This window comes from Variovorax sp. V213 (genome assembly GCF_041154455.1).
Classification (GTDB): Bacteria; Pseudomonadota; Gammaproteobacteria; order Burkholderiales; family Burkholderiaceae_C; genus Variovorax.
In genome coordinates this window covers 4,588,100-4,602,936 of the sequence record NZ_AP028664.1, presented here as the reverse complement: position 1 = coordinate 4,602,936, position 14,837 = coordinate 4,588,100, and the positions used below count along the sequence as shown (strand labels likewise).

Annotated in this window: 16 protein-coding genes; 4 read left to right on the top strand and 12 right to left on the bottom strand. The window is 68.2% G+C overall.

Annotation, left to right across the window (positions count from 1 at the left end; all coding sequences use genetic code 11):
* Positions 1-63: 63 nt before the first annotated feature.
* From tssC to tssA, 3 genes are all read right to left on the bottom strand, one after another.
* Complete coding sequence (tssC, locus tag ACAM55_RS21815) at positions 64-1,560, bottom strand: type VI secretion system contractile sheath large subunit (protein WP_369653522.1); 1,497 nt, start codon at positions 1,558-1,560, stop codon at positions 64-66.
* 32 nt (positions 1,561-1,592) lie between these two features.
* Positions 1,593-2,108, bottom strand: coding sequence for a type VI secretion system contractile sheath small subunit (tssB, locus tag ACAM55_RS21810; RefSeq protein ID WP_369653521.1), 516 nt, complete (start codon positions 2,106-2,108; stop codon positions 1,593-1,595).
* Positions 2,109-2,171: 63 nt separating this feature from the next.
* On the bottom strand, positions 2,172-3,206 hold the full coding sequence (tssA, locus tag ACAM55_RS21805; protein WP_369653520.1) for a type VI secretion system protein TssA: 1,035 nt from the start codon (positions 3,204-3,206) through the stop codon (positions 2,172-2,174).
* 71 nt (positions 3,207-3,277) lie between these two features.
* Here tssA and tssJ point away from each other — a divergent pair, with 71 nt between their 5' ends.
* Positions 3,278-3,790, top strand: coding sequence for a type VI secretion system lipoprotein TssJ (gene tssJ, locus ACAM55_RS21800; RefSeq protein WP_369653519.1), 513 nt, complete (start codon positions 3,278-3,280; stop codon positions 3,788-3,790).
* A gap of 14 nt (positions 3,791-3,804) precedes the next feature.
* Here tssJ and ACAM55_RS21795 read toward each other — a convergent pair whose 3' ends face one another.
* The gene (locus tag ACAM55_RS21795; RefSeq protein WP_369653518.1) at positions 3,805-4,923 is read right to left on the bottom strand and encodes a type VI secretion system protein; all 1,119 of its coding nucleotides are present in this window, start codon (positions 4,921-4,923) and stop codon (positions 3,805-3,807) included.
* Positions 4,924-4,944: 21 nt separating this feature from the next.
* Complete coding sequence (locus tag ACAM55_RS21790; protein WP_369653517.1) at positions 4,945-6,273, bottom strand: DotU family type IV/VI secretion system protein; 1,329 nt, start codon at positions 6,271-6,273, stop codon at positions 4,945-4,947.
* Between the two features lie 245 nt (positions 6,274-6,518).
* Between ACAM55_RS21790 and ACAM55_RS21785 the strand changes: the two genes are divergently transcribed.
* The gene (locus ACAM55_RS21785; protein WP_369653516.1) at positions 6,519-7,202 is read left to right on the top strand and encodes a response regulator; all 684 of its coding nucleotides are present in this window, start codon (positions 6,519-6,521) and stop codon (positions 7,200-7,202) included.
* On the opposite strand, the gene ACAM55_RS21780 is transcribed toward ACAM55_RS21785, so the two are convergent.
* The 7 genes from ACAM55_RS21780 to ACAM55_RS21750 form a co-directional block, all read right to left on the bottom strand.
* Positions 7,199-8,539, bottom strand: a complete 1,341-nt coding sequence (locus ACAM55_RS21780) for an MSMEG_0569 family flavin-dependent oxidoreductase (protein ID WP_369653515.1) — start codon at positions 8,537-8,539, stop codon at positions 7,199-7,201. The genes ACAM55_RS21785 and ACAM55_RS21780 overlap by 4 nt on opposite strands.
* Positions 8,540-8,589: 50 nt before the next feature.
* On the bottom strand, positions 8,590-8,874 hold the full coding sequence (locus ACAM55_RS21775) for an MSMEG_0570 family nitrogen starvation response protein (protein WP_369653514.1): 285 nt from the start codon (positions 8,872-8,874) through the stop codon (positions 8,590-8,592).
* Positions 8,865-9,887: a sll0787 family AIR synthase-like protein gene (locus tag ACAM55_RS21770; protein ID WP_369653513.1), complete on the bottom strand. Its 1,023-nt coding sequence runs from the start codon at positions 9,885-9,887 to the stop codon at positions 8,865-8,867. The genes ACAM55_RS21775 and ACAM55_RS21770 overlap by 10 nt, the downstream gene beginning before the upstream one ends.
* A complete protein-coding gene (locus ACAM55_RS21765; protein WP_369653512.1) occupies positions 9,884-10,444 on the bottom strand; it encodes an MSMEG_0567/Sll0786 family nitrogen starvation N-acetyltransferase in 561 nt (186 codons plus the stop codon). The genes ACAM55_RS21770 and ACAM55_RS21765 overlap by 4 nt, the downstream gene beginning before the upstream one ends.
* Before the next feature lie 2 nt (positions 10,445-10,446).
* A complete protein-coding gene (locus ACAM55_RS21760) occupies positions 10,447-11,517 on the bottom strand; it encodes an MSMEG_0568 family radical SAM protein (RefSeq protein WP_369656452.1) in 1,071 nt (356 codons plus the stop codon).
* Entirely contained in the window at positions 11,480-12,538 is a 1,059-nt protein-coding gene (locus ACAM55_RS21755; RefSeq protein WP_369653511.1) for a Nit6803 family nitrilase, read from the bottom strand. The genes ACAM55_RS21760 and ACAM55_RS21755 overlap by 38 nt, the downstream gene beginning before the upstream one ends.
* 67 nt (positions 12,539-12,605) lie before the next feature.
* Positions 12,606-13,088: an MSMEG_0572/Sll0783 family nitrogen starvation response protein gene (locus ACAM55_RS21750; RefSeq protein WP_369653510.1), complete on the bottom strand. Its 483-nt coding sequence runs from the start codon at positions 13,086-13,088 to the stop codon at positions 12,606-12,608.
* 32 nt (positions 13,089-13,120) lie between these two features.
* On the opposite strand from ACAM55_RS21750, the gene ACAM55_RS21745 reads away from it, so the two are divergent.
* On the top strand, positions 13,121-13,330 hold the full coding sequence (locus ACAM55_RS21745) for a hypothetical protein (RefSeq protein ID WP_369653509.1): 210 nt from the start codon (positions 13,121-13,123) through the stop codon (positions 13,328-13,330).
* Positions 13,331-13,429: 99 nt separating this feature from the next.
* Positions 13,430-14,827 (top strand): PLP-dependent aminotransferase family protein, encoded by a 1,398-nt coding sequence (locus ACAM55_RS21740; protein ID WP_369653508.1) that lies wholly within the window; start codon positions 13,430-13,432, stop codon positions 14,825-14,827.
* The last annotated feature ends 10 nt before the right edge of the window (positions 14,828-14,837 follow it).

Sequence of the window (14,837 nt, the reverse complement as noted above, 5' to 3'; positions counted from 1 at the left end):
GCTATGGAGAGAACGAGCGATGGGCCGGGTTTTCAAAGGCCCACCGAAGGCATATGCCGTCGGTTATTTGCCGCCCTTGGCGGAAGGCAGCTTGGACACGAGGCGCAGGGAGACCGTGAGGCCTTCGAGCTGGTAGTGCGGGCGAAGGAAGAACTTCGAGGTGTAGTAGCCGGGGTTGCCCTCGACCTCTTCCACCACCACCTCGGCCGCGGCCAGCGGCTTGCGCGCCTTGGTTTCCTCGGACGAATTGACCGGGTCCCCGTCGACGTAGTTCATGATCCATTTGTTGAGCCAGCGCTGCATGTCGTCGCGCTCCTTGAAGCTGCCGACCTTGTCGCGCACGATGCACTTCAGGTAGTGCGCAAAGCGGTTGCAGGCAAACAGGTAGGGCAGGCGCGCCGCCAGGTTGGCATTGGCCGTGGCGTCCGGGTCGTCGTATTCCGCAGGCTTGTGCAGCGACTGCGCACCGATGAAGGCCGCGAAGTCGGAGTTCTTGCGGTGAATGAGCGAGAGCAGGCCGGCCTTGGAGAGCTCGGCCTCGCGCCGGTCGCTGATGGCGATCTCGGTCGGGCACTTCTGGTCCACGCCGCCGTCGTCGCTCGGGAAGGTGTGCAGCGGCAGGTTCTCCACCGCGCCGCCCGACTCGATGCCGCGGATGCGCGAGCCCCAGCCGTAGATCTTGTACGAGCGGTTGATGTTGGTGGCCATGGCGTAGGCCGCATTGGCCCACGCGTACTTGCTGTGGTCGGCGCCGGCCGTGTCTTCCTCGAAATCGAACTCTTCCACCGGATTGGTGTTGGCGCCGTAAGGCGTGCGCGCCAGGAAGCGCGGCATGCACAGGCCCAGGTACTTGGCGTCGTCCGACTCACGCAGCGAGCGCCAGCCGGCGTACTCGGGCGTCGAGAAGATCTTGGTCAGGTCGCGCGGATTGGCAAGCTCCTGCCATGACTCCATCTGCATCAGGTTGGAGCTGGCGCCGGTGATGAAGGGTGCATGCGCGGAGGCCGCGATCTTGGCCATCTCGCCCAGCAGTTCGACGTCGGGCGGGCTCTGGTCGAAGTGGTAGTCGCCCACGAGCGCGCCGAAGGGCTCGCCGCCGAACTGGCCGTACTCCTGCTCGTAGACCTTCTTGAACAGCGGGCTCTGGTCCCAGGCGGCGCCCTTGAACTTCTTGAGCGTCTTGCCCAGGTCCTTCTTGGAGATGTCCATCACGCGGATCTTCAGGTGCTCGTCCGACTCGGTGTTGTTCACCATGTAGTGCAGGCCGCGCCAGGCACTTTCGAGCTTCTGGAATTCCTCGTTGTGAAGAATCGCATTGACCTGGTCGGTGAGCTTCTTGTCGATGGCCGCGATCATGGCCTGGATCGACTTGGTCACGTCCTTGCCGATGACCGTGCTGTTGCTCAACGCCTGCTGCGCCAGCGTGAGCACGGCCGCCTCGACGGCGCTCTTGGCCTCGTCGCTGCGGGGTTTGAATTCCTTTTGCAGGAGCGAGGAAAAGTCGCTCCCTTCGTACGCGACGTCCTTGAGTGCGCTCTGCTGCTCGAGTGCTTCTGCCATGATGCTTTCTCCTGGTGGTCCGGTGGTGTTGGTCAGGCGGCGGGCGCGGTGCCGTCTTCGGGTTTCTTGCTCGCGGCCAGCGTGGCCAGCAGCGCCGGGTCTTCCAGCACCTTGGCCAGCAGGTCTTCGGCGCCGCCCTTGCCGTCCATGTAGGTCACCAGGTTCGACAGCTGCGTGCGGGCTTCGAGCAGCTTGCTGAGCGCGTCGACCTTCTTCGCCACCGCGGCGGGCGAGAAGTCCTCCATGTTCTCGAAGGTGATGTCGACCTTCAGGTCGCCCTCGCCGGTGAGCGTGTTGGGCACCGAGAACGCCGCGCGCGGCTTCATGGCCTTCATGCGCGAGTCGAAGTTGTCGGTGTCGATCTCGAGGAACTTGCGATCGGCCACCGGTGCCAGCGGATCGACCGGCTTGCCGGACAGGTCGGCCAGCACGCCCATCACGAAAGGCAGCTGGATCTTTTTCTCGGCGCCGTAGAGTTCGACGTCGTACTCGATCTGTACCCGGGGCGCCCGGTTTCTGGCGATGAATTTCTGACTGCTCTTGGCCATGGGAAGTGCTCCTTGCGGGTGTGAATGGGACGGGTCGATAAAAACGGAAGGAATGAGGCGGGCTTATTCGGACGGGCGCTTACCGGTCACGTTCTCGATGGTGTCCATCGCATTGGGTGCGAGGTTGGCCATGATCTCGAGGAAGCTCACGCCAATGAGCTTCTTCGCGCGTTCGATGAGGAGCGGCGCCGGGTTGCCGGGCTCGGCCTGTTCGAGATAACGGATCACGCGGTCGAGCATCTGCACTGCGTCCTGCCGGTTCTGGATCTCGCCGCGCGCGGCGGCCGGACGCGGCGCGCCCGCACCCGCGCCTTGCGTTTCATCGTTGCCGGCATCGCCGGCGTCCACCTCTTCGGGGGCGCCGCTCGCAAGGCTGCAGGCCCGCTGCAGCACGCGGCCAATGCCGCGCAGCGCGCCAAGGTCGACGGCATCGGCGCGGCCGGTGCGCTCGACCAGCAACGCCTGCAGGCGCTCCACGAGGCCGGGCACGCTCACGGCCGCCTGCAGGAGTTCGGGGCGCTCCGCCTGGATCGCTTCGAGGCCGCCCTGGATCTGCGACATCGAATAGGTCGGCTCGCCACCGACGGCGGTCAGCGCATTGCTCGCAATGGCGACGTCGCGCACGCGGATCGGGCCGACACCGGGCGCCACGCCCACCTGCGCGTCGTACAGGTCGCGCAGCACCATGTTCTCGTCCCACAGCGGTGCCAGCGCGTTCAGGCGCATCGTGGGGTCGTTGTCGTCGTCGGCATCGAGCGTTGGATGTATGCCGTCCCAGAAGCGGTCGAACAGGCCGATCAGCAATTGAAGGCCCGCGATGAAACCGGCCACGCCCTGCAGCCGCGTGGAAGCGCGCAGCAGCAGAACCGCGGCGCGCACGTCCTTGCTTCGGCGCAGGATCGCGTCGGACTGCTCGGCCACGTCGCGCCACTCCGGCTCCACCGCGGGTATGACGGTGTCGCCGAACTGCTGCTCGGGCTTGCCCTGCGAGGACGCCGCCAGCGCGGTAAAGGCCGGGTCGTACTCCAGATCGTCGCCGCACGGCGATGCTTCGCCGACGGGCGTGAGCAGGGCTTCGACAAGTTCGTTGGTCAGCATGTTGCCTGTTCGAGTTGGCTGGTGATAATCAAAGATGCGTCGGAACCGGTCAATGCAACGAAGGGAATAGCATGCGCACGCTGGGTACACACCATTCGTCCTATGGACGCACTCCTGCCGCGGTTTCGCGGCGCCTGGCACTGGGTTGCGGCCTGGCGCTGGCTGGCGTCCTGATGGCCGGCTGCGCAAGCAAGCCGGTAGTCACGCCGGTGTCGATCACGCTGGTTGCGGGGGGCGATGCCAACCCCGATGCGCGCGGCCGCGCTTCGCCGCTGACGGTGCGTGTCTATGCACTGAAGACGCCCGGCCCCTTCGAAGGCGCCGACTTCTTCTCGCTGTTCGAGAAAGACCAGGCCACGCTCGGCGCCGAGCTGGTTCAGCGGGAAGAGATGCTGCTGCGTCCCGGCGAGAGCAAGAAGCTCGATCTCACCTTGCCGGCAGACGCCAAGGCCATCGGCGTGATGGCGGCGTTCCGCGACCTGGACCGTGCGCGCTGGCGCGAAGTGCGCGCCGTGGAGCCCGGCAAGCCGCAAACGCTCACGGTGACCTTCGGCGCCCGGCAGATCCGCGTCGAAAGCAAGTAGGTCCGTCAGGCGCTTCATGGCGGCGCCGCGCTTCCATGCGAAGGGCGGCCGGGCCGCACGAGCGGCTGGTCGGCCGGCAGGAAGTGCGCGAACAGATCGTTCACGAACGCGCCGCCGGCGGCCCCCGATGCGGCGGCCGTGAAGTAGAGGCCGCGCCACCGAAGCCCGCGCGAACCCCGTCCCTGGCTTTCGAACAGGGCGTCCGCCACCTGGCGCAGCGCGGGTTGCAGCGCCCGCATCGCTTCGACGAATTCATGGGTCGCAAGCCGGCCCGAAGCGCTCGGCTGTTCTCGCAGCAACGCCATGCGCAGCGCGTGCAATTGCCGCGCCATGGGGTCGAACAAGGCATCGAGCCGCGCTGCCGCCGTGTCGTTGCCGCCATGCGGCTCGGCCAGTCGATGGCCGATGGCTTGCGCCAGCACCTCGGGCGGCAGCGCGCCGCGCAGCGTGGCATAGCCCGCCAGCTGTTCGAGGCCCGTCACGACGAGGTAGACGGGCAACTGCAGGCGCAGGGTGTCGCCAGCCTCCTCGAGCAGGCGGTGCATCCGGGCCGCGAGCGGCTTCATCGTTTCGGTGCCGGCGCGCAGCAGCTCGCTCGCGGCGACGCACACCACCAGCCCGTTGAGCGGCAGGCGTTCGCGCCGCTCGGCCAGAGCCATCAGTGCCTGCAGCCAGAGGCCACGCGTGTGCGGCGCCGCGGCTGCTTCGCTGACGGCCGTTGGATGGAGTTCGATGGCCGCCATCGAACCGGTGAGCCACCAGCGCCAGTACGGTTCGCCGAAAGGCTCGCTGCCCGAAGGCACGAGCCGCTCGGCATGCGCCGCCGCCAGCAGGCCCGGCAGATTGGCCGCCGCGTCGCCCAGGAAGAGAAACCATGGTGCCGGGGCGCTGCGTTGCCGCGGTGGCTGGCGCAGGGCCTGGCGCGCCTGCGACATGGCATCGCGCACGGCTTCGATGGCGGCCTCGTCGGTGTCGGCGGCCGGCGGACCCAGGGCATCGATGCGCCGCCGCAGCGCACGCCGGCGCGCACCGCGGCCCGCATCGCGCACGGTGCCGTACAGCAGCATGAAGCCGATCAGGCACAGCAACAGCAGCAGCCAGAAGAGATGGGCAGACGACGGCGCGGCGGTCATGGCGATGGCGTGGGGTTCTTCTCAGCGTGCGATCGTGTCGAGCGACACGAAATCAGCGATCAGCCGATCTCCGCCCTTGTTGGCCGCGAGTGCTTCGCGCAGGCGCAGCAGATAGGCCGAGGCCAATTCGAAAGGCGGCCGGTCGGCGGTTTCGTTGAACGGCGTGGGAGACGAGAGCACGGTGATCAGCACGCTGCCGAAGGGCGGGCCCACGAGCCAGCTGGTGGGCACCTCGCGGCCCAGTTCGAGCTTTTCGCCGGCGCGCAGCCGCGTGGCCACCTGGCCGGCGTTCAGGTGCATGACCGAACCGTCGACCGTGTAGTAGTCGACCCACAGGTAGCTGTCGTGGTTCGGTGCCGCCACCTGCACGCGCACGCTGTCGCCTTCGCGCAGCTGGCCGTTCCTGGCCGTGAGGGCTTCCACATCCAGTCCGTAGGCCTTGTCGCGGTTTCGCAGCTGGTAGGGCTTCAGGATGGCGAACACCTCGCAGTGAGGCCACAGGCGCAGCTCGACGTCGAACGCGGGCGACTTGACCCCCGGCATCGCGGCCACCTCGTGCTCGACTCTTTTCAGGTCCGCGGGCAGCGAGACGAAGCCGCTTACGCGCAGGTTGCCGTCCTTGTCCGCGGCGGCCGCGAGGTCGGCGCATGCGTAGGTCTGCAGGTGCTGCTCGATGCGCTGGCCCAGGCTCGGCTCCACCGCGGGCGGCCCGGCCAGCCACAGCCACCACAGCAGGTAGACAAGCGGCACCAGCAGCGCGAGCGCGGCGCTGGCACGCAGCAATGCGCGGTCGCGGCGCTGCGTGTCGTGCGGCCCGGCCGGGTCCGCCACGCGATAGGGTTGCGGCGTGATGCGGTCCTGCACCAGGCTGCCGAGCGCCAGCGGCCGCAGGCGCAGCTGGTGGGCGTGCAGATCCTTCAGCTTGCCAAGCTCGCCCCGATCGCCGTTCTCGAAGTAGTACTGGCCCTTGAAGCCATACACCAGCGCATGCCAGTAGACCTCGCGCACTTCGTCGTCCTGCGTGGTCAGGGCCGACAGGTGATGGAAGAATTCGCTGTGCGCGTTGTTCGAATTGAAGAGTTGCACCTGCAGGGGCGCGGCACTGCTTGCCGCGCCGGGATGGCGCGCCAGAATCTCGTCGATCCAGGCCACCATGGCAAAGGCCGCCGATTCGACTTGCGGCGCGGGCGTGCCCGATGCGGCGGCACAGGCGCGCGCGGCATCCAGCAGGCGGCGGGCCTGTTGCTGCGCAGCGTCATGGGAGAGCGTGGTGCCGCCGGCGGCAATCGATGCGTCGAGAGCCAGACCGAATGAGACGAATGCCGAAAAACAGTCGAGCAGCCGGGCCATGAACCGCGCCCGTTCACTGCGCTTGCATGGCGAGGAATGCCTTGCACCGGCGTCTGCAGCGATGGCACATGCCCATGTCCCCGGTTCCTTCGAATAGGCGTTCATTCTTCCAAACGCGGCGCGGCGGGCGCCATATCGCTTGGGGTCTATGCCGTTCGTCGGGCAAACCGGCCTTGCTGCGCGGGGCAATCGCCGGTATCTTCGGCTTCCGCTGAGTTCAATGCACGCTGGGACTGGGACATGCCATGAAAATTCTGATCGCCGACGACCACCGGCTCGTCATCGAGGCGGTCAAAGCCAAGTTGTCGGAGCTCGAGCCCGGCATCGAGTTCGTCCTGGCGATGAGCGTCGACGAACTGCTTGCCGGTGCAACCGACGAGCTCGACCTGGCCCTGATCGACCTCAACATGCCCGGCGCCGACGGCCAGGCCCACATCGACGAAATCCGCCGCCGCCATCCGGCCGTGCCGGTCATCGTGCTTTCCGGCTACGAAGACCCGGCCATCATGCGCAGCGCGCTCGAACGCGGCGTGCTCGGTTTCATTCCCAAGGCGTATTCGCCCGAGGTCATGCTGTCGGCCGTGCGGCTGGTGCTGGCCGGCGGCGTCTACGTGCCGCCCATGATGCTGACGGCGCTGCCGCCCGGCATCGTGGCCGGCGTGGCGCCCACGCAGAACGGCGAGGCGCGCTCCGCAGGCGCTTCGTCCCAGACGCTCGAACACCTGCGCAGCGTGCTCACCGAGCGCCAGGTCGAAGTGCTTCAGCTGCTCTCGCAGGGCAAGCCCAACAAGCTCATCGGCCGCAGCCTCGGCATCAGCGAAGGCACTGTGAAGATCCATCTCGCGGCGATCTTCCGCGCGCTCAACGTGCGCAACCGCACCGAGGCGGTGGTGGCCGCACAGGCCTTGACCGAAGCGCAGCAGGCCTAAGCCGCGCGCAGCTGCGCGGCGGTCTGTTGTTGTTCCCGTGCTTCGTCGCCAGGCTGCCTTCCCGCTGCCGCCATCTCTCTCTTCTGCGCAATCGCCTCGGCAAGAAACTCCGCATCGCGTGCCACGCCCGAGAAGCGCCCTGAACCCCAGGTGTGCAGCCAGGGCAGCCCCAGGAAGTAGAGGCCGGGCACGCCCGTCACGCCGCGCCGGTGCACCGGTGCGCCGCGGCCGTTGAATACCGGCGCATCGACCCACTCGAAGTCGGGCGAGAAGCCAATGCACCACAGCACGCTCGCAATGCCCGCCGCCTCGAGGTCGAGCCGTGTGCGCTCCTCGGGCGGTTCCCACACCGGCGTGTAGACCGAAGGCGGCGGCGCCTCGATGCCCTGGGCCGCAATGTGCCCGTCGATCGACGCATTGATGCGGTTGTAGACGCTGTCCGCGCGGTCGAGGTTGTCGCGCAGGTTGGGCTTGAACGCGAGTGCGCCGCCGTCGAAGCCCTCGAGCAGCCCGAAGAGTTCCATGCCTTCCATCGCGAAGCGCCGCAGGTCGATGTCGCGCCCGCCATCGCGTCCGGTCACGTAGTGGTTGGTGTTGTCGCGCACGCCTTCGCGCAGCGGATGCTCGGTTACCGGCATGTCGTAGTACTTCATGTCGGCGAGCCAGTCGACCACTTCGCGCCCGCGGTAGAAGCGGGCGCAGCGCGGCGCGTCGCCGGTCGCAACATAGACCTTGCGTCCGGCCAGGTGCAGGTCTTCGGCGATCTGCGCGCCCGACTGGCCGCAGCCCACCACCAGCACGGCGCCTTCGGGCAGCTGCGCCGGGTTGCGGTACTGCGCCGAGTGGTACTGCGCCACGCTCGCGGGCAGTTTCTCGGCCAGGCGCGGCACGATCGGACGGTGGTAGCCGCCCGAGGCCACGACGACCTGGTCGGCGGTGTAGTTGCCCGCGTCGGTCTGCACGGCGAAGCGGTCGTGGCCTCGCTCACCCGTACCCGGCACGCGCGACACGCGTTCGACCGTGACGCCTTCGATGGCCGGCGCCTTCACGTGCGCGACGAAGCCTGCCAGCCATTCGTTGATCTGGTCCTTCACCATGAAGCCGTGCGGATCGCCGCCACCGTAGGCCCAGCCCGGCAGCTGGCACTGCCAGTTGGGCGTGACCAGGCAGAACGAATCCCAGCGCTGGGTGCGCCAGCTGTGCACGAGGCTGCGCTTCTCGATCACGAGGTGGTCGATGCCGCGCTGCTGCAGGCAGTGGCTCAGCGAGAGGCCGGCCTGGCCGCCGCCGACGATGATGACGCTGTAGTGGCTGCGCCCGCCAAAGGGATGGGACATGGGTCTTCGCTTTCTCGGAAATCTGGAAACAGGGGTTGGGGAAAGTGCGGTCAGTCGAAGGCGACGACGGTGACTTCTGCATTCGCAACGTCGGCAAAGCGCAGGGCGATGCGTTCGATTTCCGCCAGCTGGTCCATCGCCTGCGAACACGCAAAGCCGTACCTGGCGCGCACGCGTTCCGAGGCAATGCCGAGCGCCTCGCGCGTGCGCCGCAGGAAGTCGTCGAGGCCGTAGCGCTCGCCGGGTTCCAGGAAGTCCTGCACCACCCGCGAGGGCGAGTAGCAGCGCGTCTCGCTCGCGTCAGGCCAGCGGACGTGGAAATGCATCACGGGCATGCTTGTTTCTCCTCGAACGCAACGTGTGGGTCGGTCGTGCCTGGCTGGATGAACGCGTCGCTAGCAAAATCCCAGAGCAGGGCTTCCTCGCCACCCCTGCACAGGCGCACCTGGCGCGTGGCGTCCACCTCGCCGATCACGCCGCAGGCGATGTCGCGCGCCGCGAAGCGGCCCAGCACCGAAGCCACCTGCGCCGGCGCCACGCTCAGCACGAAGCCGTAGCTCGGAAACGACGAGAGCCAGCGCATCAGCGGAACTCCCGCAGGCCTGGGCAGCGCGTCGATGTCGATCGTCGCGCCTACGCCCGAGCATTCGAGCAGCATCATGGCCGTGCCCACCGCGCCGGCCATGCTGATGTCCTTGGCGGCACGGCTGAGGCCGTCCTCCGCAATGGAGGGCAGCACTTCGAGGTCGGCGCGCAGCCGCGCCGCCGGTGCCGAGGTCGATGCGTTCCAGTAGGGAAAGGGCTCCTCGTAGGCGCCGCGCAGGTCGGCCGCCATCACCAGCAGGTCGCCGGGCTTCGCATCGAAGCTCGTCAGAAGCCGCCGCGCATGGCCGAGGATGGCCACCGCCAGCTGCGGCCGCTCGCTGCGGTTGTTGCTGTGGCCGCCCACCACCGGCACGCCGTAGCGCACCGATGCCTCGGCCATGCCGCGCAGCACGTCGTCGGCCGGGTTCATGCCCGTGCTCCAGAGCGCATCGACCACGGCGGTGGGGCGGCCGCCCATGGCGTAGATGTCGCTCACGTTGACCATCACGCCGCAGTAGCCCGCGAACCAGGGCATGCGAACGATGAAGTCTTCCACCAGCCCCTCGATGGCGAACAGCAGGTAGCCGCCGTGGCCGTCGGGAATGGCCGCGCAGTCGTCGCCGATGGGCACGGCCTGCGCGAGCGCCGCATGGCCGCCCGGCAGGGAGCGGCCGAGGGCCGACACCACGTCGCTGATGTCGCGCTTGTGGGCGAAGCCGCGCGTGGCACGCAAGGCTTCGGCGATGTCGTGCACGCCGTTCATGCCGCCACCCTCGCGCGCGTGACGAAGCCGCTCACGGGATCGTGGCAGGGCGGATAGAAAGCGAGGCCCGCCTGCATCCGCGCATGCGGACGGCCGTGGACGGCGCACTCTTCGAGCATCTGCCAGCCCAGCTTCTGGAACAGCGGCACGTTCTGCATCTGCACCTGCGCGAAGAACGCATCGCAACCCAACGCATTGGCGCGTGACACCGCGAGCCGTATCAGCGTGGCGCCCAGGTGGCCCTGGCTGCGGAACGCGGGATGCACGGCCAGCCGCGAGCCCCACCATTCGCCCGGGGCCTCGCCGCGGTGGATGCGCACGGTGCCCACCACCTGCTCGGGCATGCCGCCGTTGCACGACATGGCGACCAGGAGCCGCGCATGGTCGTCGATCGTGTCGCGGTCGTCGCGCGCGAAGATGCCCTGCTCGATGCAGAACACCGCGCGGCGCAGCGCCATGGCTTCGTCGCGCTCCCACTGCTGCGCGGCTTCGCGCACCAGGTATTCGACCGGGGCGTAGTGCAGGTCGAGTTCGCTGAGGTCGTCGATGCACAGCATGGTCAGCTTTCGTAGACCGAGAGCGACGAGCACGCGCCGCATTTGCCGCAGCCGGCCTTGATGTCGGCCGAGCGCAGGCCGGTGGCGACCACGCGCTCGCCGAGCGGCGCGAGCACCGATTTCATGAACTCCGGTGAGGGCGCGGGATGGTCCTCGAGCGGCGTGCCGCTGATCGGCACGAAGGGCACCACGAAGGGGTACACGCCGCGAGCGAGCAGCTGGTCGCAGATGTCGAGGATGGCTTCGCGCGTGTCGCCCAGCCCGGCCAGGATGTAGGTGCTGACCTGGCCGCGCCCGAACACGCTCACTGCCGCCTCGAAGGCGCTCATGTAGCGCGAGACCGGCACTGTGGCCTTGCCCGGCATGATGCGTTCGCGCACCTCGGGGGTCACCGCTTCGAGGTGCATGCCCAGCGTGTCGATGCCGGCGGCCTTCATGCGATGGAACCACTGGTCGTCGTCGGGCGGCTCGCACTGGCCCTGGATCGGGATGTCGACCGCGGCCTTGATCGCGAAGGCGCTCTCGCAGAGGACGGCGGCGCCGCGGTCGGTGGTGTTGGGCGTGCCGGTGGTCATCACCATGTGCTTGACGCCGTCCAGCAGCACGGCGGCGCGCGCCACCTCTGCGAGCTGCTCGGGCGTCTTGCGCGCCACGGTGCGGCCGGCCGCGAGCGACTGCCCGATTGCGCAGAACTTGCAGCTCTTCTTGCGGCTTTCGTAGCGGATGCAAGTCTGCAGCACGGTGGTGGCCAGTACGTCGCTGCCGTGCAGCGTGGCGATGTGCGAGTACGGCACGCCATCGAAGGTCTGCATCGCATAGAAGCGCGGCTGCTTCGGAAAGCTGATGCTCGCAATGGGAATGCTGCCCCGCATCACGCGGCTCACGCCCTCTGCATCAGGCGCCTCGGCGGTGAAGGGCGAGTGCCAGGCGCTGGAGGTGTGGACCGGCACCATGATCGTGTGGCCGTCCACCGTCACGGCCTTGTGGTCCGAAGGGCCTGCACCGCCGCGGCGGCTCGATACACCGGCTGAAGGATCAACCAGCCGCAACCCGAAGGACTGGAGCTCGGTCATCAGCTGCCGGCTGTCCGGCGGGGTCGTCGTGGCGAGGGTCATGGTCGGGGCTCCGTGCAACGGTGGGGGTGGAGAAATGGGTGGCGTGCATCGGCGCGGTGGTCTGCGCCGGCCGGTCGTTGATGGCGAGCGACAGCAGCTCGGGCCGCGCGTAGTGGCCGACCGAATCCATCATTCGCTTGCGCTTGGCGATCAGCGCCATGTCGAGGTCGGCGATCACCATGCCTTCGCCTTCGGTGAGCGGCGGCGCGAGGTGCCTGCCTTCGGGCGAGACGATGGCGGTGTGGCAGCCGCCGCGCAGCGCCTTCTGCAGGTTGGTGTCGGGCGTCACGCTGCGGATCTGCTCGTCGCTGAGCCAGCCGGTGGCATTGACCACGAAGCAGCCCGACTCGAGCGCGTGGTGCCGGATGGTCACTTCCATCTGTTCCGCGAAGATCGGGCCCACCAGCGAGCCTGGAAACTGCGCGCAGTGAATCTCTTCGTGCTGCGCCATCAGGCTGTAGCGCGCCAGCGGGTTGTAGTGCTCCCAGCAGGCCAGCGCGCCGACGCGGCCGATGGCGGTGTCGACCACCTTGAGGCCGGCGCCGTCGCCCTGGCCCCACACCATGCGCTCGTGGTAGGTGGGCGTGATCTTGCGGCGCTTGAGCACCAGCGTGCCGTCGGCGTCGAACACCAGCTGCGTGTTGTAGAGACTGCCGTGGTCGCGCTCGTTCACGCCCAGCACGACGACCATGCCGCGCGCACGCGCGCGCTCGGCCACGGCCTGCGTGACCGGCCCCGGCACGACCACCGCACGCTCGGCCAGCTTCAGGTGCGGCGCACCCTGCAGCACCGGCGGCAGAACGAAGCTGAAGTAGGGGTAGTAGGGCACGAAGGTCTCGGGGAAGACCGCCAGCTGCGCGCCCTTGGCAGCGGCCTCGTCGATGGCGCCGCACACCCGCTCGAGCGTGCCGTCGGGCCGTTCGAAGTCGGGCGCGATCTGGATCGCCGCGGCACGCACGATGCGGGATGAAGAGCTCATGGCCACATCCTGTCCGAAGCGGCAAGCGAAGCGACACGAAGTGCGCGAAGACTGGGGGTGGACATGTTTACAGTGTCCAGGTGTCGAGGATGACGGCGCCGGCCTTCTTGTGCAGCAGCACGAGGTCCAGCACGTCGAGCGGATTGATCGGCTTGATGCCTTCGATCAGTGCGCCTTCGCCGTGGCCGTACAGCGCCTGCAGCGCGAAGCGGCAGGCGTAGACCTTGCCGCCTTCTTCCATGAACTTGCCGATCTGCTTGTTGAAGTTCTGGTGGCCCGGAAAGGCTTCGTCACCCAGCGTTGGAAAGCCGCGCTGCACGCCCAGCGTCACGCCGGGGCCGTAGAGCAGGACGGACGTCTCGTAGCCCTTGCGCCTGAGCCGCGTGGCCTGCAGCAGGTTCACGAAGCCGATCGAGCCTTCGAAGGCGACGGTATGAAAGGTGACGAGCGCTTTCTCGCCAGGCTCGGCCTTGACGTCTTCGAACACCTTTTCTTCGTAGTCGACGAGGAACTCGCCTTTCTCGTTGCGGGGGCGGGTGACTTTGGGCATGGGGGACTCCGGTTGTGGGGTGAACGCAGGTCTTGCGTGCCCTTCTCTTCGCAGGCGATGTGCCAGCGCTTTGCGCGGTGCGTGCGATCAACGCGCGATCAACACGCGGCGGCGCGGCCCGCAGGCGGATGAAAATTTTTTCGGCACCCGAAAAGGCCGGTGCGAAGGCGGGCGGCAAGGCGCTTTCCGCACCGGGAAGACGCACCCGCCATGCGATCAATGCACCCGATCAATGGGGTTGATCGCACCTGATCGAAGCATTCGGCCCCTCTGGGGTGGGCGCGATTCCTGCGTGCCGACCGGTGGCCCGATGCAATCAATGGATGCAATCAACTCCGCCGATGAACACGATCACCACCCACTGGCGCAAGCAGCTGCGCAACACCACCAGGCCGGCCTACCTGCTGCTGGCCGAGCTGATCGCCGACGACATCAAGACCGGGCGGCTGGGCGTGCGCGACCGGCTGCCCACGCTGCGCGAACTCGCGGCCGACCTGGAGCTCAACTACACGACCGTGGCGCGCGGCTACGCCGAGGCGCGCAAGCGCGGCTTGATCGATTCGCGCGCCGGCACGGGCACTTTCATCCGCTCGGGCAGCCCGAGCCTGCGGCTGCGCGGCGGCAGCGGCGCCGAGATGACCATGAACATGCCGCCCGAGCCCGACGACGAGCACCTGATGGCGCGCCTGCACGACAGCGCGAGCCGGGCTTTTGCAGAGGCGGACCTGCACGACCTGCTGCGCTACCAGGACTTCGGCGGCACCGCGCACGACCGCGAGGCCGCGATGCGCTGGCTGCGGCCCTTCGTGCCCGGCGCGGGCATCGATCGCATCCTCGTGTGCCCGGGCATCCACAGCGTGCTGACCGCGTTGTTCTCGCAGCTGGCGCGGCCGGGCGAACTGATCTGCGTGGAGTCGCTCACCTACCCGGGCGTGAAGGCCATCGCCGCGCAGCTGGGCGTGCAGCTGCACGCGCTTCAGCTGGACGACGACGGCCCCATTGCCGACGCCTTCGAGCATGCCTGCAAGACGCTCAAGCCCAAGGCGCTGTACTGCAACCCCACGTTGCTGAACCCGACCGCCGGCACCGTGACGCGCGCGCGGCGCGAGGCGCTGGCCGACGTGGCGCTGCGCTATGCGGTGCCGATCATCGAGGACGATGCCTACGGCATGCTGCCGCGCCAGACCCCCGCCGCGCTGGCCACGCTGGCACCGGGGCTCACCTACTACGTGAGCGGCTTCTCCAAGTGCTTTGGCGCGGGCCTGCGCAGCGCCTATGTCTGTTCGCCCACGGTGCTCCAGTCGCAGCGGCTGGCCGGCGCGATGCGGGCCACAACCGTGATGGCGTCGCCCATCACCAATGCGCTGACCACGCTGTGGGTGGAAGACGGCACCGCCGAGGCCATGCTGCTGGCCGTGCGAAGCGAATCGGCGGCGCGGCAGGCGCTGGCGGCGCGGTACCTGAGCGGCAGCGGGCTGCAGGCGCATCCCGAGGGCTTTCACGCCTGGCTGCCGCTCACGCCGGGCTGGAGCCCGGTGGAATTTGCCTCCTACCTGCGCACGCAGAACGTCGGCGTGGTGGCCAGCGCGGCCTTTTCAACCGATGGCGACCCGCCCGATGCCGTGCGCATCTGCCTGGGCGGCCCGATGTCGCGCGAGCAGTGCGACCAGGCGCTGCGGCTCATCGCCGACACGCTGGCGCATCCGCTGCATCCGCATGCCACGCTGCGCGGGGGCTGAGGGTTCCTTC

Excerpts from the sequence above, each read along its gene's own strand:
- tssC (WP_369653522.1), bottom strand. The coding sequence starts at position 1,560 with ATGGCAGAAGCACTCGAGCAGCAGAGCGCACTCAAGGACGTCGCGTAC.
- tssB (WP_369653521.1), bottom strand. The coding sequence starts at position 2,108 with ATGGCCAAGAGCAGTCAGAAATTCATCGCCAGAAACCGGGCGCCCCGG.
- tssA (WP_369653520.1), bottom strand. The coding sequence starts at position 3,206 with ATGCTGACCAACGAACTTGTCGAAGCCCTGCTCACGCCCGTCGGCGAA.
- tssJ (WP_369653519.1), top strand. The coding sequence starts at position 3,278 with ATGCGCACGCTGGGTACACACCATTCGTCCTATGGACGCACTCCTGCC.
- ACAM55_RS21795 (WP_369653518.1), bottom strand. The coding sequence starts at position 4,923 with ATGACCGCCGCGCCGTCGTCTGCCCATCTCTTCTGGCTGCTGCTGTTG.
- ACAM55_RS21790 (WP_369653517.1), bottom strand. The coding sequence starts at position 6,273 with ATGGCCCGGCTGCTCGACTGTTTTTCGGCATTCGTCTCATTCGGTCTG.
- ACAM55_RS21785 (WP_369653516.1), top strand. The coding sequence starts at position 6,519 with ATGAAAATTCTGATCGCCGACGACCACCGGCTCGTCATCGAGGCGGTC.
- ACAM55_RS21780 (WP_369653515.1), bottom strand. The coding sequence starts at position 8,539 with ATGTCCCATCCCTTTGGCGGGCGCAGCCACTACAGCGTCATCATCGTC.
- ACAM55_RS21775 (WP_369653514.1), bottom strand. The coding sequence starts at position 8,874 with ATGCCCGTGATGCATTTCCACGTCCGCTGGCCTGACGCGAGCGAGACG.
- ACAM55_RS21770 (WP_369653513.1), bottom strand. The coding sequence starts at position 9,887 with ATGAACGGCGTGCACGACATCGCCGAAGCCTTGCGTGCCACGCGCGGC.
- ACAM55_RS21765 (WP_369653512.1), bottom strand. The coding sequence starts at position 10,444 with ATGCTGTGCATCGACGACCTCAGCGAACTCGACCTGCACTACGCCCCG.
- ACAM55_RS21760 (WP_369656452.1), bottom strand. The coding sequence starts at position 11,517 with ATGACCGAGCTCCAGTCCTTCGGGTTGCGGCTGGTTGATCCTTCAGCC.
- ACAM55_RS21755 (WP_369653511.1), bottom strand. The coding sequence starts at position 12,538 with ATGAGCTCTTCATCCCGCATCGTGCGTGCCGCGGCGATCCAGATCGCG.
- ACAM55_RS21750 (WP_369653510.1), bottom strand. The coding sequence starts at position 13,088 with ATGCCCAAAGTCACCCGCCCCCGCAACGAGAAAGGCGAGTTCCTCGTC.
- ACAM55_RS21740 (WP_369653508.1), top strand. The coding sequence starts at position 13,430 with ATGAACACGATCACCACCCACTGGCGCAAGCAGCTGCGCAACACCACC.